Origin of the sequence: Parascardovia denticolens DSM 10105 = JCM 12538 (assembly GCF_001042675.1) — a bacterium.
Taxonomy (GTDB): domain Bacteria; phylum Actinomycetota; class Actinomycetes; order Actinomycetales; family Bifidobacteriaceae; genus Scardovia; species Scardovia denticolens.
Window position 1 is genome coordinate 1863166 of sequence record NZ_AP012333.1, and the last position, 19427, is coordinate 1882592.

12 protein-coding genes are annotated in these 19427 nt (G+C 59.9%); 8 read left to right on the forward strand and 4 right to left on the reverse strand.

Annotated elements, in window-relative coordinates:
• Positions 1 to 10 precede the first annotated feature (10 nt).
• The 3 genes from PSDT_RS07695 to mvk all read right to left on the reverse strand — a co-directional run bounded on the left by PSDT_RS07695 (position 11) and on the right by mvk (position 3864).
• A complete protein-coding gene (locus PSDT_RS07695) occupies positions 11 to 1528 on the reverse strand; it encodes a phosphomevalonate kinase (protein ID WP_223293509.1) in 1518 nt (505 codons plus the stop codon).
• 157 nt (positions 1529 to 1685) lie between these two features.
• On the reverse strand, positions 1686 to 2762 hold the full coding sequence (mvaD, locus tag PSDT_RS07700) for a diphosphomevalonate decarboxylase (protein ID WP_006290004.1): 1077 nt from the start codon (positions 2760 to 2762) through the stop codon (positions 1686 to 1688).
• Positions 2755 to 3864: a mevalonate kinase gene (gene mvk / locus PSDT_RS07705; protein ID WP_048349435.1), complete on the reverse strand. Its 1110-nt coding sequence runs from the start codon at positions 3862 to 3864 to the stop codon at positions 2755 to 2757. The genes mvaD and mvk overlap by 8 nt, the downstream gene beginning before the upstream one ends.
• Before the next feature lie 16 nt (positions 3865 to 3880).
• On the opposite strand from mvk, the gene PSDT_RS07710 reads away from it, so the two are divergent.
• The 4 genes from PSDT_RS07710 (at position 3881) to PSDT_RS07725 (ending at position 7607) form a co-directional block, all read left to right on the forward strand.
• Positions 3881 to 4231, forward strand: a complete 351-nt coding sequence (locus PSDT_RS07710) for a hypothetical protein (protein ID WP_006290002.1) — start codon at positions 3881 to 3883, stop codon at positions 4229 to 4231.
• A gap of 133 nt (positions 4232 to 4364) precedes the next feature.
• Positions 4365 to 5972 carry an aggregation-promoting factor C-terminal-like domain-containing protein gene (locus tag PSDT_RS07715; RefSeq protein ID WP_048349436.1) on the forward strand — a complete coding sequence of 536 codons (1608 nt, stop codon included), beginning with the start codon at positions 4365 to 4367 and terminating at the stop codon, positions 5970 to 5972.
• A gap of 31 nt (positions 5973 to 6003) precedes the next feature.
• Positions 6004 to 6879, forward strand: a complete 876-nt coding sequence (rsmA, locus tag PSDT_RS07720) for a 16S rRNA (adenine(1518)-N(6)/adenine(1519)-N(6))-dimethyltransferase RsmA (RefSeq protein WP_006288473.1) — start codon at positions 6004 to 6006, stop codon at positions 6877 to 6879.
• An 86-nt stretch (positions 6880 to 6965) separates the two neighbouring features.
• Positions 6966 to 7607, forward strand: a complete 642-nt coding sequence (locus tag PSDT_RS07725; protein ID WP_006288472.1) for a LytR C-terminal domain-containing protein — start codon at positions 6966 to 6968, stop codon at positions 7605 to 7607.
• Here the strand turns inward: PSDT_RS07725 and PSDT_RS07730 are convergent.
• Positions 7589 to 9046 carry a CCA tRNA nucleotidyltransferase gene (locus PSDT_RS07730; protein WP_006288471.1) on the reverse strand — a complete coding sequence of 486 codons (1458 nt, stop codon included), beginning with the start codon at positions 9044 to 9046 and terminating at the stop codon, positions 7589 to 7591. The genes PSDT_RS07725 and PSDT_RS07730 overlap by 19 nt on opposite strands.
• 326 nt (positions 9047 to 9372) lie before the next feature.
• On the opposite strand from PSDT_RS07730, the gene PSDT_RS08690 reads away from it, so the two are divergent.
• The 4 genes from PSDT_RS08690 to trxB all read left to right on the forward strand — a co-directional run bounded on the left by PSDT_RS08690 (position 9373) and on the right by trxB (position 19257).
• Positions 9373 to 10314, forward strand: a complete 942-nt coding sequence (locus tag PSDT_RS08690) for an NUDIX hydrolase (protein WP_006288470.1) — start codon at positions 9373 to 9375, stop codon at positions 10312 to 10314.
• Positions 10298 to 12640, forward strand: coding sequence for a DUF6049 family protein (locus PSDT_RS07740; RefSeq protein WP_006289998.1), 2343 nt, complete (start codon positions 10298 to 10300; stop codon positions 12638 to 12640). Before PSDT_RS08690 ends, PSDT_RS07740 begins: the two co-directional genes overlap by 17 nt.
• Positions 12641 to 12803: 163 nt before the next feature.
• Positions 12804 to 17486: a murein biosynthesis integral membrane protein MurJ gene (locus tag PSDT_RS07745; RefSeq protein WP_006288468.1), complete on the forward strand. Its 4683-nt coding sequence runs from the start codon at positions 12804 to 12806 to the stop codon at positions 17484 to 17486.
• Positions 17487 to 18135: 649 nt separating this feature from the next.
• Positions 18136 to 19257: a thioredoxin-disulfide reductase gene (trxB, locus tag PSDT_RS07750; RefSeq protein ID WP_006289996.1), complete on the forward strand. Its 1122-nt coding sequence runs from the start codon at positions 18136 to 18138 to the stop codon at positions 19255 to 19257.
• The last annotated feature ends 170 nt before the right edge of the window (positions 19258 to 19427 follow it).

Sequence of the window (19427 nt, forward strand, 5' to 3'; positions counted from 1 at the left end):
CCTCCTTCCATCAAAAAACTTGCGTCCCCATTATGTGCGCCGATTTCACAAAAGAACAGTTCAGAGGGGTCACGCCTTTCTCCAACCATTTTTGACGCAACCGTGCCCTGGTCTCTTCCGTCACCTGCAAGCCAACGGCGATTCCGCAATCACCGCCGCCTGCGCCGGAAACCTTGGCCGCCAGGCTCAGCTCATTCGCGCTTTCAATCAGATCGGTCAAAGCATCGGTCTCGATTCTATCAGCCGCGGGAACCATGGTCGCCAGCCATGCGGAAAGATGCGCCATTTGAATGCGGGCATCATCAATATCGCGAATCTGAGCCAAAAGCAGGGCGGCGTAAGAGGACTGCGAAGAAAACGCCGGGCAATCCTGGTCGTCTTCCCCGGCCTGCCTGGCGTCATCGGTATGATCCACCTTTTCACGTCCAGCGGGAACAGGATTTTTGAGAAGATCCCCACCACAGACGAAGCCAGGATGTTTCAGGCGAAAAGACTCCACCTCCTGTTGCGAGCGCATGAAGGATTCCACGATTTTTTCAGTCTCTTTGCAGTAAGACCTGAAATCCCGGGGATGCGATTCCTTAAAAACCCTTACCGCCTGCACCAAATGGGAGGAAGAGGCGGGAGAACCGGTCCAGCCGATGAAGAAATCAAGCTCAGGCGCCAGGTCAAACGGTTTGATAACAAGCTTCGGCCATGGCAAGGCGACCAAATCAGCTATGGGCAACGCGCGGTTTTTCTGCAGCCATCCCCTGCTCGGACGCGAGTAGCAGAGAGGGCGGCCGAAGGAACAGACGGCGATGTCGCCGCCGGAACCGTTGTCTTTCAGAGCCAGCAAGGTTGCCATAGCCAACTTGTAGACGATGACTTCACGTGAGGCGTCTCCGGGATTTTCCGATGATGGCTGCGGCGTTTTTTCTTTGGAAGGCCATCCGCAGAATTCCAGCAAGACGGATATGACGGCGACGATAGAGGCTCCGGATGAGCCGAAACCGTACTTGCGGCCGGAGACGCAATCGTCCAGATCGGAGTCCACGAACACTGTTCCCGGTCGAAGGTCGATCCCCTGGGAAACCAAAAATGCGAGACAAATCCGAGCGGCCGCCTCCACCGTCGCCAGGGGGGCCTTCCCCGTTTTCCGCCGGGCCAGGGAATCCCTCACCGCCTGGGGGGACAAAGCGGCAGGCCCCTGATGCCTGTCCTCGTACTCGGCAAGGTCGATTCGGCTCTGTTGATCGGGGAAAAGGGAGGAGGCGAGGGTCATGGCCCTGGGGGAGCCCATGCCGGACTCGGGGGATTCGTTCCCGTCCGACTCACAGGGACCATCCTCTTCCGGTCCGCGAGGGCCGTCTTCTGAGGCTGTCGCGGTCAAATACCGGGACACCGGAGCCACAATCGCCGGATATCCTTCCACTACGGCGTATTCCCCCAGCAGATAGAGCTTCCCCGGCACATGGACGGTCACTCGATCCGGGGTCATAGGGAAGCCGCCGGGAGCATTTTGAGAAGCGGAAGGAGGGGTCATCATACCTGCTTTCGTACTTTATGGCCTTAACGGGCTTAATGGTTTTGGTGGTTAATAATCTTAAAGGTCCTGCCGGCCTGGGGCCAAAGAAGGGAACCGGCCTGCCAAAGTCTAACAGGGATCTGACAGAAGTCTGACAGGTTCAGACGGTGCAGACGGTTCAGACGGAAGGCTCCCCATAAAGCTGGGACCATCGGGCGAAATCCAGGGAGATCGGCCCCGGTCCACTGGTCGACTGGAAAAGAGCGGCCTGAGGGAAACGTTCCCGCAGCCGACGGGAGATCTCTTCCATCTGGCTTTTACGACAAAGGATTTTCACGTTCGGGCCTGCGTCCATGGTGAAATAAGCCGAAACGCCTTCTTGCCGCATAGCCCACACGAATTCGATGACCTCCCAGGAGCGGGCGGTCAGATAAGTGAGGGGAGGGTCCGCGGAGAACATGGTGGCATGGAATTTCATCGCGTTCGCCTCCATGGCCTGGCCGATCAAATCCACATCCCGGTTTGCGATCCCCTCCAGAACACGCTGAAGATCGCGCTCGGAAGCCTGGCGCCACAAAGGGTAGAAGGCGGAGGTCTCCGCCGTGTGTTTCATGCCAGCGCGGGAGCTGATCTTCTTCTTCCCCGTGCTCAAGGCGACGGCGATGAGGCCCAGGTCCCATTCCCCGTCATCAATCGGCCGGGCGAAGGAATCGGCCCCATCCTCACGCTGACCGTATGTCCACTCGACGAAGCCGCCGAAGATGCTGCGCGTGGCCGAGCCGGACCCCTGCCGGGCGCAGGCGGACAGGGCCTGGTCCGATAAGGATCGGCCGTCCCGCCCGGGGCCAGCCAGCCCGAAGTAATCCCGCAAAGCCCAGGCCAGGGCGGCGAAAGCCGAGGAGGAGGACGCCAAGCCAGCGGCCGTCGGCACATGATTATGGCTGATGATGGTCAGCGGGGTTGCGGCTGCGGGAGTTGAGGGAATCGGGGCAGTTGCGGAAACAGGGAAAATCCGCGCGAAATCCACGACCCTCTTCAGGGCTTCTCCTCCCTGCTCCTGGCCGTCCAGGACGAAATGCCAGCGGCCATCCGAGCTGGGCATCAGGGCCGTGTCCGTATAAAGGGAGTCCAAAGTCAGGGAAAGGCTGGGGCTGATGGGAAGAATCAGCTTCTCGTCCCGCTTGCCCCAGTATTTGATCAAAGCGATATTGGCATGCGCCCGGGCGGCGGCGAAAGGCAAGGCGTTATCAGGCAAGGATTTCCTCCTCCACGGTCACTTGACTATTCAGGGGCAGGCGCCAGGTATGGACGGCTCCGGCAGCCAGCAGGGCCTCTTTCACCCGCTTGACCCGGTCTTCCCAAGACTCCCCGGGAGCCAGCCCATCAGCGGAAGAGCTTTCCGACACCACTGCGGGATCGGCAACCAAAGCGATCATGCAGCCTCCGCGGCCGCCTCCGGTCAGCTTGGCCCCCGCGGCCCCGGCCCGGCGGGCGGCGGCCACCAGACGGTCAAGTTCGGGACTGGAAACAGCCAGGGAAGAGAGAACCTCATGGGCCTCGTCCATGATGTAGCCCAAACGGCGCACATCCCCCTGCCGCAGGGCGCGAGCGCAATCGGCCGTCAGCTCGCCCAGGCGATCGATGTCCTTCGCCGCCTGCCGGGCCTCCCCCCGTTCTTGTGAATAAAGCAATTTATGCACATCCTCCACGGCCTCCCTCGTCCCTCCCCGAATCCCGGTGTCGGCCACGATCAGGACGCCCGGACAAGCCAGATCGAAAGTCCGGGTCTGCGCCCCACGCTCGAACCAGACGGCCTTGTCGTGAGCGGTGGCGATGGAATCCAGGCCCGAAGCGTTGCCATGGGCCACGTTTTCGCTGATCTGACTGTAATCGAAGATCTCCTGCTCGCTTAAGATGACCCCGGAATAGGCCGCTATGGCCCGGGTCAGGGCGACGGCTACGGCGGCCGAAGACCCCATCCCCCTTTCGCGCGGGATGGTGGAGACGATGTTGATGTCGAAGCCCCCCAGCTTTTGCGGCAGGCAGAGGCGGTTATGGAGGGCGGCCTGAAGCTTCTTCAGGTTGTTGAGGTTGAACGGGGCCGATTCGAGGGGGCCGCTGTAATAGTCGCAGGTCAGGTGGAAGCGGGGGTCCAGATAGCTGCTCCCATTCGCGCTGACCGCTACGTCAATCGCGGTGGTCATCAAAGGCAGGGCGATGGCCGGCTTGAAATGAACCACCGAATGTTCCCCAATCAGGATGACCTTCCCGTGGGCCCGGCCACGGTAAATCCGGCCAGGCTGAGCGGGGGCGGGTTCCGGCGTCTTTTCCGTCTGCGATGATAAACCTTCACTCATACTCGCCAGATTAGTCATGATTCTTACGCCTTTCTCTCAAGGAGAGAAGACCTCTGCAGAATCTACCCCGAAAGCGGGAAGATGGGGAGAAAAGAAGAAGGGGGCGGGAATGAAGGGGAATGAACCCGCCCCCTATGTTGAGGGCACGAAAGAAAAATGCCCTCGATTTGCCCAGAATCCGCGAGAATTCGGTGGGCATTCCGGAAAACGTTTGTACTTCCATTCTATCGCTCAAAAAGCAAGGTTAGCCGACGACACGCGAAAAAATCACGGGATTAGGGCACATTTCGATTACAAAGAGGCGAAAATTATGGACAAATCGTTCTTATTCCCTGTAATCTCAGCGTTTTTCGACCATAATTCATAGACTTAGGACCACAAGGGTCTTTCGGTCCGGGGAATCCGTGAGCGCGATCGATTCCCCCGCGGAATCGTTCAGAAGTTTCAGCCCGCCTGAGTCGGACCCGGGCGGGAGCAATCCAAAGGATGATGAGGACACTATGACACGTCGGTGGACACCGCAAAGTTTTATCAAACATCGCCGCTGGCGTGTGGGTTTGTGCGCGGCTTTCGTCTTCATCGCCTGCCTGGTGGGCTTCTTTTTCGTGGCCATGAAGACGGTGACCATCTCCTACGATGGAAAAATCCGCACCGCCCATACCATGGCCATGACCCCGCACGGACTCCTGACCGAGCAGGGGATCCCGGTCAAATCCCACGATTTCATCACCTCCTCCCACGGCGATCTTCTGCGTAATGGGGACACGGTGACCGTCCGCACGGCTTACCAGGCGACCATCACCATCGACGGGCAGGCGGTCTATTTCTGGACATACGCCCAAAACGCCGCGGATATCCTCAACTTCTTCAAACAGAGCGAGCGGAACGCGGTCAAGGTTTCCGTGGATATCAACAACGTCTACAACACCCTGACCGGAGGTTTCGTCATCTCAGCCAAGGGGCCCGTTTACCTGCAGGTCGATGGGAAGAAGATCCGCGTGGCCGATGGCGACACGACGGCCGCGGCGATTCTGGACGCCCACAACGTCCAACTGGGCAAGAACGACCGCGTGAACGTCGTCAAAGAGGGGACGGCGACCATCATGCGCGTGCAAAGGGTCTCCTATGCCACTTCGACAAAACAAGTGATCCTGCCTTACACGACCCAGCGCATCGACGACCCCTCCCTGCCCCAGGGCGCCGAAGTCATCTCCCAGGAAGGGAAGACCGGCTTGGAGGTTGATACTTACCGCAATGTCCTCGTGGATGGGAAGGTGGAATCCTCCGCTTTGATCAAACGCGAAGTCACCTCATACGCGGTCAACGAAATCATCTCGGTCGGCACCAAGAAGCCCCAGCCCCGGCCTTCTGCGGATGGTGATTCCTCGTCCGGGAAGGATTCCCAGAAGAAGGAGGCGGGAGACTCCTCTTCCCAGGGCCCGAACAAGTCCAGCTCCTCCCCCTCGCCACAATCGTCTGACTCTGCCTCTGGTCCCTCTTCGGGTTCAAGCTCCCCCAAGGGGGACGATTCCCCCGGCGATGCGTCGGCGAAGAAGGATTCCGTCAAAGCGAAGTCCCAGGCCAATGAGGCGGCCCGCAAGGCGGCGGAGGCGAAGGCAGCCGCAGATAGGCAGGCTCAGCAGAAAGCCGCTGCGAAGGCAGCCGCGGCCCGCAAAGAAGCCGAAGAAAGGGCTCGGCGTCAGCAAGAAGCCGCGGCCGCCCGTCGCCGGGCGCAAGCTGCCGCTGCGGCGGCCGCCCAAAGGGCCCAAGCCCAACAGCAAGCATCGTCCACCTGGCACGCGACCCCGGCCCAAGCCCAGGTTTACGGCCGGGCGGCGGCAGCCCAATACGGGTGGACCGGAGCCCAGTGGGACGCCGTGGTCTGGCTTTTCAACAAGGAATCCAGCTGGATGTGGTCGGCCGAAAACCCCAGCTCCGGCGCCTACGGCATCCCCCAAGCCCTTCCCGGAAGCAAAATGGCCACCGCCGGCGCCGATTGGAGGGACAACGCTGCGACCCAAATCAACTGGGGTCTCGGTTACATCCGCGGCCGTTACGGAAACCCTCTCGCGGCCAAGGCCTATCATCTTCGGATGAACTGGTACTGATCGGCACGAGCCAGACTTGCATGAACGGACTATGCATATGATCACGGAAGAATCCTCGGCCCTCTTGGGAGCGGCCGACATCAGGCGCATCGCGGCTTCGACGGGGATCAACCCCACCAAGAGATTCGGGCAGAATTTCGTGGTCGACCCCGGCACCGTCCGCCGTATAGCCCGTCTGGGAGACCTAGGGCCTGACAGCCGTGTCATCGAAGTCGGTCCCGGTTTGGGGTCCCTCACCTTGGCCCTCCTGGAGACCGGGGCCCAAGTGCTGGCGGTGGAGATCGACCCCCGCCTGGCGGACCTCCTGCCTTCGACCGTCCGAGCCCAGATGCCCCAAGCGATGAGCCGCTTCCATCTGATCCGCGAAGACGCCCTCCAGCTGGGTTTGGACCAGGTGGAGGAAATCTTCGGCTCCCCCCTGCCGCAGTTGACTTTGATGTCGAACCTGCCTTACAACGTGGCGACCCCCATCATCCTGACCCTTTTGGAACGCTTCCCCAGCCTGGCCTCCTTCACCGTCATGGTCCAGAAGGAGGTGGCCGACCGTCTGACCGCCCAACCAGGTTCGAAGATTTACGGGGTCCCTTCGGTCAAACTGGCCTGGTACGGCCAGGCGAAACCGGCAGGCATCGTCGGGGCCAGCGTCTTCTGGCCAGCCCCCCATGTGGACTCCGCCCTGGTCGCTTTCACCCGCTACGACCAAGGGCAGGGCCCACGAACCGATCTGCGAGAGCGAACTTTCACCTTGGTGGACGCCGCCTTCAGCCAACGCAGGAAGACCCTTCACGCCGCCTTGAAGAAGATGGTCCCTACCGCCGCTTTCGAGAAGGCCGGAATCGACCCGACCCGACGGGGGGAGACCTTGACGATGGAGGAATTCACGCGTCTGGCCTCCGCCTGGCGGTGATGGCCCCATGCATCGCAAACGAAAGCGTCGTGCCCCACATATGCCGAGGCTCGTTTATCATAGAAGAGAACGCAGGAGGATAACCGATGCCTAAATCCACTACCAGGGAAGAGCGCGCCGAGCGCGCCCTCTATCTGCGCGACCGTCACAAGGTCGTACTCACCACCGTGATCATCGCCTTGGTCATAGCCGTCGCCATCGCCATTCCTCTGGCCATGGGCTGGATCGGATCTCCGAAGAAGGACGCCTCCGGGTCCCAGGCCAACAACTACGGGGTCCAAACCTCCTGTCTCGTGCCCGGCAAAGAGACCGCCCTCAATATGAGCGACATCCACCTGCGTGTGCTCAACGGCACCACGTACGCCGGCCTGGCCACGGCCGTCGCCCAGGAGTTCACCAACCGTGGCTTCGGCGTCCAAGGGGTGGGCGATTGGGAGTCCAAGACCACCACTAAGAACTCCATCATCTACTTCGGCCGGAACGCCATCCAAGAAGCCTACACTTTGCGGGCCCAATTCCCCAACGACGTGGTCCTGCGCATGGACGACCGCCAGGACCAGCTCTTGGACGTCGTCATCGGCGAGAATTTCAAGAACCTGAACTCCACCTCCAAGATCACCGTGACCGCGGGCAAGAAGATGCAGTCCGTGGACGGCTGCCTGAAAGCGGATAAGATGGCCAAGCTTCCCAAGGCCCAGGAACACACGGCTTACAACCGCGGGAACTGATTGGCCCACCAGGATTGGAGCTCGGCCACCGCCGTCTCATGGTCCACGGGCCCGTTATCCATGCGGAATTCCAGCATATGCTTGTAGGCCTTCCCCACTTCCCTGCCCGGGGCCAAGCCTAAGATCTGCATGATTTGGTCTCCATTCAAGTCCGGGCGGATGGCCGCGAAATCCTCTTTTTTCTTCAGGTCCTCCACGCGCCTTTCCAACTCATCCATGGCTTGTTCGAAGGCCAGGGCCTTCCGCTTGTTCTGGGTGGTGGCGTCCGCCCGGGTCAGCCTGTTGAGCCGGTGATAGAGAGGACCGGCGTCTTTCACATACCGGCGGACGGCGGAGTCGGACCAGGGCTCATCCACGTAACCATGGAAACGCAGGTGCATATTGACCAAGTCAGCCACGTCGTTGACGATGTGGTGGTCGAAATGCAGGGCTTTCAACCTTCGTTTGGTGATTTTCGCCCCGACGGCGTCATGATGGTAAAAGCTGACTTTGCCGTCAGGCTCGAACCGGCGGGTCCGCGGCTTGCCGACGTCATGCATGACGGCTGCCAGGCGCAGTTCCAAGTCGGGAGCGGGGACCGGCCCTTCGGCATCCGTCTCCAAGGCGATGGCCCGTTCCAAGACCTTCATGGTGTGCTCGAAGACGTCTTTATGATGATGTTGGGGGTCCATCTCCATCTGCAAGGCGGGCAGCTCCGGCAGCACATAATCGGCCAGACCGGACGCGACGAGGTTTTCCAGGCCTTTGCGGGGGTGGGCGCTCAAAAGCAATTTGACCAGTTCGTCGCGGACCCTTTCCGCCGAGACGATTTCAATCCTGTCGGCCATCCGGGCGATGGCGGCGGACGTGTCCAGGCTGATGCGGAAATCCAGCTGGGCGACGAACCTCACCGCCCTCATCATGCGCAAGGGGTCATCGGAGAAGGACTGCTCCGGCTCCACCGGAGTCCGTAGGATGCGACGGTCCAGGTCTTCCAGACCGCCGAAAACGTCGACGAATTCCATCTCGGGCAGGCGGATGGCCATGGAATTGACCGTGAAATCGCGGCGGGAAAGGTCGCCTTCCAGGCTGTCCCCGTAGTCCACTTCGGGTTTGCGGGAATCAGGGTCGTAGACCTCGCTGCGGTAGGTGGTCACTTCGATGGAGACTTCGGTCCCATCGGCCAGCTTTTTCAAAGTCCCTAGAGTGCCGAACTTGCGGCCCATATCCCAGAACCCGTCCCCCCACTTGCGCAACAGGGGCTCGAATTCCTCCGGTTTGGCGGAAGTGCAGAAATCCAGGTCATGGGGGTCGCGGCCCAGAAGCAGGTCCCGGACGGGGCCTCCCACCAGGGCCAGGTCGAAGCCGGCTTGGGAGAAGACCTCCCCCAGGTCCAGAGCCACCTGAGGAAGGCGGGAGATCCGCGATTCCACGGATCCACCTTCCTGCTCATTCGCCATCGTCATGGTCGTCATGGACCGGGCCTCCGCTTCCGTCTGTTCGCCGTTCATCGTCCGCCGTTCGTCATTCATTCTTCGCGCCCTTCGAGCTTTGTGACAGCCGTTCTGGGAAGGAGCGCCGTTTTCTTACCGAATCCATCTTAACGGAATGCGTAAAAAAGACGAAGCCGGCCGGTCCCCCTTCCCCGCCGGCCGCGATAGGCTGACAGGCTCCCCGATGTTCGCGAAGCGCCATTTTTTCAGGAAATTTACCACCTATTACCCCTTTCCCACAAATTCCACGTAAACTAGTACATGTGACTGTTACTCCAGGCGATATTGCGCGAATGATGAAACGCGCCAAAAGCGGCCTGAAGTATGCCCAAAATCGCAGTCAAAACGATTGCAGCGGCCCTGGCGGGCAGAAGAGCCATGAAAATGGTTACAGCGGCAGCCGCAAAGACAATCGCGCCAGCGGCCATCAGGATCAAGGCCCCCAAACGGACGGCGCCCCCGACCAGGGCCGTTCTCCTGCCTCCCAGGATTTCACCCCGGATCTGGGGCTTGATGACGATTCCTCCCCGGTCTACAGTTCCCAGACCCCTCATTCTTCGGTGGAGATCCGTCCCCATGGCGACTATTCCTATGAGGATGACGACCCTCATTCCCTGCTGACGGCTGTTTACGAGGAACTCCTGCAAGAAGAGGCGGACGCCCACCTGTACGAGGAGTCGGACTCCGATTCCCTTAAGGACAATCACTCCCGGGTGACCGCCACTCCCGCGGTCATGGCCCATAAACGCGATGACGCCGGGACCTTCCCTTCCCTGGATAATCAAGATCTGCCCATCGTCCGCGAATATTCAGCAGGCGGCCTCATTTTCGATGACCAAGGCCGCGTCGCCATCATCGTCCGTCATTCCCGCTCCGGCCATATCGAATGGTGCCTGCCGAAGGGACATATAGAAAAAGGGGAGACCCCCGAGCAGACGGCCGTGCGCGAAGTCCACGAGGAAACCGGGATTCTGGGCGAAGTGATAGATTCCATCGCCACCATCGATTATTGGTTCACCGGCACGACCCAGCGCGTGCATAAGTTGGTCCATCATTACGTTTTAAGGCAGACCGGCGGCCATTTGACCGTGGAAGGCGACCCCGACCATGAGGCTGAGGACGCTATCTGGGTCGATTTCAAAGACCTGCCTGATGTTTTGTCCTATCCCAATGAGCGGAGGATCGTCTGGTTGTATGAGCGAAAGAACAAAAAAGCCCATGAGACCGACATCTGAAGCGGAAAAGACCCTGACCGATCCCCGCCGGCGCGGCAATCATTCTTTTCGTCTCTTGCTGGCCTTCCTCCTCGCCCTCGTCCTGCCTTCCGCGATCGCTTTGCCCAGCCAGGCTTTTGCCGCCAGCCAAGACGGACAGGGCAGTCAGGGCAGTCAGAGCGGAACTTCCTACACGAACAAGTCCGACTACCAGACTTCCTCAGCCGGGCTGACGATCACCCTAATCTCCTCCACCCCGGTGGTCACCGCGGAATCCGGCTTCAAAGCGGTCATACGCATCCGAACCAACCGGGCCATCCGGAGCGGGACGGTGGAGCTTTTCACCAACCCCACCTATCTTTTCCCCAACAGCAGCAGCATCTCCGATTGGGCTTCGGGAAAGGCCGACTCCAGCGCGATCACGACCAGCCAAAGCCTGGGGACGGCCACCCTGCCAGCCATGAAAACCGGAGATTCGCGGACGGTGGACATCTCCTTGGATTCCTCCCAGCAGACCCTGACCTCCATGACCTGGGGAGCCAAACCCTTGCTCATCAGCGTCAAGGCGGTGGCTCCTTTGGGCAGCCAGATCACCACGACTTTGCGCACCTTCCTCACCCGTTCCAACGCCGATCGGCCGGAAAAAGACCTGCCTAAGCTCGGTCTGGTCTTCCTGCTGCCGGTGACATCACGATTGGAGCAAGGCCAGGCTCCATCCAGTCAGGCATTGAGGCGGCTGGTCCAAGGCGAAGGGGCCATAGCCGTCAAAAACCTGTCCGCCTTCCTTTATCCGACGAGCAAAGAGAGCAAATCCAGGCAGGAGACCTTGCAAAAACTGGCCTCCGACTATTCCTTCCTCAACCTGGTAGCCGACCCCCGCCTGGCCGGGACTCTGGTCGGTTCCAAGATCTCGGCTTTCAGCCAAAGCGACGGCCTGGATATCAATACCATCAGCCAGGTGAAATCCTCTTCCTGGCCGGAGACCGGAATCAACGAGGAGACCCTCAAGGCCCAGACCAGCGACGACCTGGCCAAACGGGCGGGAACAAAGGCGGCCAGCTCCCCCATCGCCCTCTCCAACAAGACGACGGCCTGGACCTTGGATTCCTTGACCCAGGCACGGACCCTCGGCTATAAGACCGTGCTCTCCCAAAAAGGGTTCAGCGACCTCGAGGATTCCACCGTGCATACGGACAAGGTGACCGTTCCCACCAGCGCCGGGGATGTGACTGTACTCACCGCCGACCGGAACCTCAGCTCGTCCCACATGGACCAGGCCATGTCCGTCAACAAGACGATCGCTTACAGCGCCTTCTACGAGACCCAAGCCCCCTATGAAAAGCGCATCCTCCTAGTCAATCTCGGCACTTCCTGGGCGGACCGGGGCGAAGGGGGCTATCAGGCCTACCTCAAGTCCCTGCGCGCTTTCCTAGGCACCGTCCATAACCTTCCCTGGGTGGAGACCAAACAATTGACCGACCTGATCGCGGCCGACAGCCATTACAGCCCGGACCAGGCCAAAACCATGGCCCAAGCCAACGAGCCCGTAACCGAGGGGACCGCAGTGGACGCCTACCGGTCCGCCCTCGCGCAGCTGTCCAAAGACAAGGCCAACCTGAGGGATTTCCGCGACCACGTGCTCGTCCCCTCCAAGAACCGCGGCCAATCCTCCTCCGCGAACGCCCAGGGTCTTTCCAAAGGGAACGTCCGCAAGGACTCTCAAGCCACGGCCCCGGGCTATACCCTGCAGAATTCCGATAGCTGGATCTCCGGTTTGGAGAAATCCCTGGAAGCGATCGCCCAAAGGGGCTTCACCTGGGACGCGACTCCGGAAAGCGTCTCCAAGCAGGGGGAAGACATCCATGCCGTCATCCGGGCCTTGGCCGCCGCCATTCAGCTCAACCGGGTCGGCTCCTTGAACGCCGTGTCCGATAAGGTCACCCTCCCGGTCACCATCACCAATGACCTCCCTTTCCCCATCCAGGTGGGGCTGCGGGGGACGGTGGAGAAGGACGTGGCCCAGAACCTGGGGATCAGCCTGACCCCGGTCGATGGAATCACCGTCGGCGCCCATGACGATCAGCAGGTCTCCATGACCGTCTCCGTGCTCAGCGGCAGGCGGGGCAAGGCGCGGATCAGCCTGGTGGACAGGCGGGGCAAGGCCTTCGGGACGGCCTCCAGTACGCAAATCATCGGATCTTTCGCCGTCAATGGGCCGGTCGGTTACGCCATCATCGCCTTGGCGGTGGTCTTGGGACTCCTCGGTGCTTACCGACAGACCAAACGAGCCCTCCAAGGCAAGACGGCGGCAGGGAATGAAACGGCTCCGATCAGGCCAGGCGGCTAAATTCGACCGGATCGGTCACAGCAGGCAGGACAGTCACAGCACAGGCAGAACAGGATTTCATATGAGTACAGGAAAGACCAAACGAGGAAAAGCCCCTCAGGGGAACCCCCAGGCGGAATCCGGGAAGAGCGGTCAATCCTCGGTCGGGCGCAACTCGGCCATCATGGCCTTGGGAACCTTCTTTTCCCGTCTGACCGGGCAGGCACGCAGCATCCTTCTGGCCTGGGCGGTCGGCACCACCGGCATCGCCGCCAACGCCTACCAGACCGGATCCATGATCCCCCAGGTCCTCTTCACCATCCTCTCCGGCGGAATCTTCAACGCCGTCCTGGTCCCCCAGATCGTCCGGGCCTTAAAGGAGGAGGACGCCAAGGAACGCCTGGATAAGATCATCACCCTGTCCATCGTCCTCCTGCTGGGCGTCACCCTCCTGCTCATGGCCGGGACCCATCTGGTCACCAGCCTTTACCTCAGCTCCAATTGGACGGCCAGCCAGCACGCCCTGGTCGATTCCTTCACCCTCTGGTGCATGCCTCAGATCTTCTTTTATGGCCTCTATACCATTCTGGGGCAGATCCTGGCCGCCCAGGAACGCTTCGCCGCCTATTCCTGGAGCTCGGTTGGTGCCAACGTCATCGCCTGCCTAGGATTCGGCCTTTTCATCCGTCTTTTCGGCAACGCCAGCCACGCCAGCATGGCCTTCTGGACCACCCCCCGGGTCTTCCTTCTGGCCGGCATGTGGACCTTGGGCGTGGCTTTTCAAGCCCTGGTCCTTTTCATCCCCCTGATGCAGACCGGCTACCATTACCGTCCCCGCTGGGGGCTGCGAGGAATCGGCCTACGATCCATGGGTTCCGTGGGCGTCTGGAGCCTAAGCATCGTCCTGCTGGGCCAGGCGGTCAACATCTTCAACACCCGCATCGCCAGCGGGGCGCCCATCCAAGGCGACGATGTTTTCGGAATCGCCGGCAACGCCACCTATCAGAACGCACTCACCATTTACCTCCTGCCCTACTCCCTGGTGGCTGTTTCCATCGCCACAGCCATCTTCCCCCGGCTGTCGGCGGACGTGGCGGAAGGCAACCTCAAGGACGCCCGCGACACCCTCAGCCAATCCCTGCGCCGCTGCGGTGTCATCATGCTCTTTTTCACCGCGGTTCTGGTGGCCATCCCCGTCCCGGTGATCAAAGCCCTGCTGCCTTCGGTCCCCCTGAAAGAGATCAACCTGATCGCCCCCGTGCTCATCGCCTTGAGCCTGAACTGCTGGGCTGCGTCCACCTTCCTCTTCCTCCAGCGCACTTTCTACGCCTTCGAGGACGGAAAACATCCTTTCATCTTCGCTTTGATCCAAAACGCTTTCTTCGTGGTGGGATTGGCGGTCATCCGCTTCGGACTTCCCCCGCGCTTCTGGACTGTGGGAATCGGCGTCTCCATGACGATCAGCTACGCCATCAGCATCCCCTTCCTGATTTATATGACCCAAAAAAAGCTTTTCCACGGCAGTCTCAATGTAGGCCGCATCTTCCTGTCTTTGGGTAAAAGCCTGGTCGCCGCCGTCGCGACCGGGTTCGTCTCTTACTATCTCTACCGACTCCTTCTGATGGTCTTCCATGTGAACCTGGCCGGCCCTCAGGGTCATATTTCCTGGGTCCTGTCCATCTTGTTCTGCGCCATCACCGGTCTGGTGGCTTTGGCGGTTTATGGGGCCCTTCTGGTCCTGACCCGTACCGACGATGTGGTGGATATTGCCTTGCAGATCGTCATGAAGCTGGGTTTGGGCAAGGTGAAGTTCGGGCGGACCATCATCGACCGCCTCCACTCCCGTCAGGTCCAGACCCGCAAGGTCGTTTCCGAGCCGGTGAAGCCGGATGATGACTATCTGGCCACCGCCCTTGACCGGGCGGATCAGGCCGATCAAGTCAATCAGGCCGCCCAGCCCGACCAGGCGGCGGAACTCGCCTCCTTGGCCCCCTACTCCCAACCCCACCTGGCCAAGGATTCCCTGCCTTCGGACCAGGCGAACGGGTCCGGTCAAGTCGGTGGCTCCAACCAGATCAGTCAAATCAACCGAGCCAAACAAACCAGACAAACCAACGACGTCAACGTCCCCGCCCAGCCCATGAAAACCGCTTCATCCGTGGTCTCACAAAGGGTGACCCCTGTCCATACAATGGAAGGCGGTAAGGGGTCACAACGAACCGAGCAAAAGAGACTATCCATGAACATCAAGCCTGGTGATGTGGTACTCAATAGGTACGAGCTGAAGCGCCTGCTGGCCGATGGGTCCGGCATGGCCGCTTTCACCGCGCATGATATCTCTTTCTCCCGCGATTGCCAGCTTTTCCTGGTCACTGACACTTCCGTCTTCAACCAAATCAACCTGCTCACTTCCACTCTGGCCACCTCTCGCTTCGATTTCTGCACACCTTTGGACCAGTCCTACCGGACTTCCCAGGTCTATCTGATCGCCCAGCCATATGATCCCGGCATCAGCCTGGCCCAGTACATCCACTCCCCCGCCCAGGAGGCGGATTCGGGCGCCAGCTCGGCCCCGAGCGCCAAATCCCCGGCTGGCGGTCCGTCCTCCGCCCTGCCCTCTTCGGCTTCTTCCATTTCGTCCGACCACGGTCTGACCCGGCCGGTCGCCCCGAACCGCCGCCTGAGCCAGAAGGCCATCAGGTCCATCATCGGCGAGTTGATCGGCTACGGGCAGGCCCTTTCCCAAGCCGGCATCTACCACCATCTCATCAGCACTCAGACGGTCCGCATGACCCAGAAGAAGCTCTTGCTGGCTGATTTGGCCGTATCCCCCATCCTAGTTCAGGATTCCCCCCTCATGACCGACGCCCGCGGCATGAGCGGGCAGACGAGCATGGCCCGTCAGATCGCCGCCGTGCTCTTCGAGCTCCTCACCGATCGGCCCTTCGACCCGGATAAGGATTCCAGCCTTGCCGACCTGGCCTCCGCTTCCACCGTGCAGCCTCTTCCTGATGAATTCTCCATCATCTGCGCCCGCGGCCTTGGGTTGAAGGACGAACAGGGCCTTTCCGTGGCTCCTGTTTATACCCTCTTCGAGTTGTCCGCCTTGTTGGGGGACTTCCTGCCTTGGGACCAGCTCTCCTTCTCCGACGTCGAAGGCCCCTTCCGGCAGGAGACGGCTTCCGTCAGTTTGATGAAACTGGTTCCTCAGGCTCCCCATCTGGTTGGGCCGGATAACGACCTGGACTTCTATCTTCCCCCGGAACTTTTCACCAGGCCGAGGGCGAACGCCCAGAAGCCGGCCAGGGTCATCCAATCCCATCAATCCTGGGACAGAGACCAACTTTTCGAGCGCGATCAGGAGATTTCCCTCCGGCCGCACACCGACGATTTCTTCTCCGAATTCGATGACGACAATAACTTCGATGACGTCTCCTCCTTGACCGGGAACACCCCGCATATCGCCCCCCGTGCTTACCCCGAGGAGGCGAACAGCAGCACCCGGGCCATCGCCATCAATCCGGCTGCGACCGCAGCCTCGGTCGTTTCCGCAGGAGCTGAAGGCCTGCCCAAGAGCGACCGGGGAGAGGCTGGCCAGGCTGGTACATCCGGATACTCCAGCCAATCCGGAAAACCAGGTCAGCTAGGTCAGTCCGGACACCCTGACCATTCTGTCCATCCCCGGACTATGACCACTTCCGAGCGTCTTTCGCAGGTCGTGCAGCCTCAGGATCAGGGAGGAAAGGCTTCGCGCGGGCCAGAATCACTGCCTCCCACGATTCTTCCCCGGACCTCCGCAACCGCCGGCACTGACACTTCCAGCGATTTCAATGCCGGCTTCTTTAAGCCCTCTGGAAACTCCGAGTCCTTTGAGCCCGTTGAAATCCGACCCGGCTCCGTGGATTCCCGTGGCGAATCAGCCTCCGCTCAAGCTTCCGCTTCGAATTCTGGCCCGGCATCGCCTTCGGCCACGGCCCCGGCATCGCTCTCTTCCAGCCGCCAAGCTCGCTCTTATCTTTCCTTCCCCTGGTCCGGAAAGACCGGTGGGTCTAAGAACAATATCAGGGCTGACTCCGGCAAGAACGCCCCGGAAGATGAGCGCGAGCGTCTCTACCGGCAGCAGGTGGCTCGACAAAAGCGCGAGGAAAGGAACACCCTTGTCCGCAAGCGCACGCTCACCGTGGCTTTGGTCGGAATCATCCTGATCGTCGCCTTGGCCGTGGCGTCGTCGGCTTTGGGCATCTTCAACCACCCCGCCCTCAAGTCCGGTGGCAATGGGGATGTCTGGCCAAGTTTGCAGGCTTCTTATCCCGGTGAAGAGGGCAACTCCTCGTCATCTGGAAAGGCGTCGCCCAAGGAGTCCGCGAAGCCCTCTTCCAAGCCGGCTCAGCCTTCCGCCAAACCTTCCTCCTCCCCTGCGCAGCAGAAAGAGAAGCCCAGCCAAAGTGCGCCGGCGGCCGGCCCCCAGGCCACTTCCTACCCCCAGCAGATGAACGCCCAAGCGGTCCCCGCTCCCCCGGCTTCCACCAACACCACCCCCTTGCCTATCAAGAGCCGGGTCTTCCTCAATAAACCCAATGGGCAGAACGGTTATGGCTTGGCCATCACCTTCTCCCAGAAGGTGACCGTGAGCAAGCTCAACATCGGCATGCGGGATTCCGGTGGGACGGCCTACATCTACGCGGATGCGGACCAGACCAACCCAATCAATGGCTATGCTTTGGCGAAGTTCTCCTTTGACCTCTCCGGCAGCACGATGGTGACTTTGAGCAGGCCAGTGCAGACCGACCGAATCGTCATCTGGGTTCCGGCCGACTCCCTTCCGACCAGCCGTTACCTCTACTTCACCCACCTCATGGCTTACTGACGGTTCCCATGGCTACAGGGGCTACAGGGCGGATTGATTATAAGCCGCCCTGTCCTCTTCTTCCCCTTCCTCCTGCGGTGTCCCCTTCCCCAGCGGCCTCCTCGTTCCATCTGTTTCCTCGCTCCATGACTTTTCTCGTCTTTCCGCGGCCCCTTCTCACGGTCTCTTCTCGCGATCGACTGTTTTGCTTTTCTCGCTCCGCAGACTCCCATGCTCTTGCGTTCTCCTCCCTCTGTGGCGCCATCACCCCCGCATATAGTCTCTTACCCCTCCACGACTCCTCTATGCTGTCAGAAGAATTCTGCCCTTTCCCCTTGTTTCGGGAATTTTATTCGACCTGATTCACTTGTTCTGATTGCGTCCAGAATTGAGTTCCTGACACGGCCTTGAGAACGCGAATAGCTAAACATGAACGAGCAAATCTGAAGACGGGCGACTTAGCCCCCTCTGATTTATTAAAGGTTATATTCATGTTTTCGTATGATTATTAATGAATATTGTGAGGTTTATGCGTTCCGATATCGTTCGGTTTTCAGGAATTGACTCGCTGCGAACCCACAGAAGATACACGAACCACCAGCCACCGGCAGGTGAAAAACAGGCAAGGAACTGGATAAGATCCAATACCTGCCAACAGACAAGGAGAATCATGGCAAACCTCATCTCCCTCTCTCCAGAGACATCGCCCACAAATCCTCAGAATTCCCAGAACTCTCAGAACTCGCAACTTCAGGCATCCGGAAACCCCATGGGCAACCTCATCTCCTTGTCCCCCAACGCGAACGCGAAGAAGCAGGCGGCGGCCCAAGCATCGGGACCACAGAAAGAGCGAGCGATCATCATCGGTTCCGGCCCCGCCGGTTACACCGCCGCCTTGTACCTCGCCAGAGCCGGCTATCAGCCTTTGGTTTTGGCCGGGGCTTTGACTCCTGGCGGACAGCTGGTCAACACGACCGAAGTCGAGAATTATCCAGGTTTCCCAGACGGCGTGCTCGGTCCTGATTTGATGGACAAGATGCGCGAGCAGGCGGAACGCTTCGGGGCGCGCATCGAGTACAAAGACGTCGTCTCCACCGCGCTTGACCAACCATCCGATTCAAAACATCCCCTGCATTCGGTCGCCACCGACGACGGGCAGACCTATCAGGCTGAGGTCGTCCTTGTCACCACCGGCTCCAGCTATCGCAAATTGGGGGTGCCGGGAGAAGTGGAATTTTCCGGCCGCGGTGTCTCCTACTGCGCCACATGCGATGGGAGCTTCTTCCGCAAACAACCCATCGTCGTTGTGGGCGGGGGCGATACAGCCCTGACTGACGCCCTCTTCCTGACTCGCTTTAGCAGCTCTGTCACCATCATCCATCGTCGTGATGAGTTCCGCGCTTCGCAAGTTCAGGTGGACCGGGCCAGAAACAACGAGAAAATCGACTTCGTTCTCGATTCCGTCGTCACTTCCGTCAACGGCGAAGACAAGTCCGCCCAGTCCGTGACCGTCAAGAACGTGAAGACCGGCGAAGAGAAGCAAATCCCCGCCCACGGCGTCTTCATCGCCATCGGCAGCGATCCGCAGACCTCTTTCCTCAACGGCCAGATCAATACGGACCAAGATGGTTACATAGTCATTGAAGGCGCTTCCACCCGCACTTCCATTCCTGGGGTTTTCGCCGCTGGCGACGTAACTGACAAGGTCTATCGCCAAGCGATTTCCGCAGCCGGGATGGGCTGCCGAGCCGCACTCGACGCCCAGGCTTACCTTGAAGAGGAAGCCTCCTAAGTCGCTCTCAGAAGGACTGACTAAGATCATGACTTCGAGGAAACCGTATATACGGATTGTTTTCTGTATATACGGTATTTTTTGTAAGATGATTTGAGAAATTTATTTATTCATTCATCATCAGTTGATCATCAATCAATGATTGACAGGTTTTTCGGTACTCAATTTCG

Excerpts from the sequence above, each read along its gene's own strand:
- mvk (WP_048349435.1), bottom strand. The coding sequence starts at position 3,864 with ATGAGTGAAGGTTTATCATCGCAGACGGAAAAGACGCCGGAACCCGCC.
- PSDT_RS07710 (WP_006290002.1), top strand. The coding sequence starts at position 3,881 with ATGATTCTTACGCCTTTCTCTCAAGGAGAGAAGACCTCTGCAGAATCT.
- PSDT_RS07740 (WP_006289998.1), top strand. The coding sequence starts at position 10,298 with ATGAGACCGACATCTGAAGCGGAAAAGACCCTGACCGATCCCCGCCGG.
- PSDT_RS07730 (WP_006288471.1), bottom strand. The coding sequence starts at position 9,046 with ATGGCGAATGAGCAGGAAGGTGGATCCGTGGAATCGCGGATCTCCCGC.
- trxB (WP_006289996.1), top strand. The coding sequence starts at position 18,136 with ATGGCAAACCTCATCTCCCTCTCTCCAGAGACATCGCCCACAAATCCT.
- PSDT_RS07715 (WP_048349436.1), top strand. The coding sequence starts at position 4,365 with ATGACACGTCGGTGGACACCGCAAAGTTTTATCAAACATCGCCGCTGG.
- PSDT_RS07745 (WP_006288468.1), top strand. The coding sequence starts at position 12,804 with ATGGCCTTGGGAACCTTCTTTTCCCGTCTGACCGGGCAGGCACGCAGC.
- PSDT_RS07695 (WP_223293509.1), bottom strand. The coding sequence starts at position 1,528 with ATGATGACCCCTCCTTCCGCTTCTCAAAATGCTCCCGGCGGCTTCCCT.
- PSDT_RS08690 (WP_006288470.1), top strand. The coding sequence starts at position 9,373 with ATGATGAAACGCGCCAAAAGCGGCCTGAAGTATGCCCAAAATCGCAGT.
- rsmA (WP_006288473.1), top strand. The coding sequence starts at position 6,004 with ATGCATATGATCACGGAAGAATCCTCGGCCCTCTTGGGAGCGGCCGAC.
- PSDT_RS07725 (WP_006288472.1), top strand. The coding sequence starts at position 6,966 with ATGCCTAAATCCACTACCAGGGAAGAGCGCGCCGAGCGCGCCCTCTAT.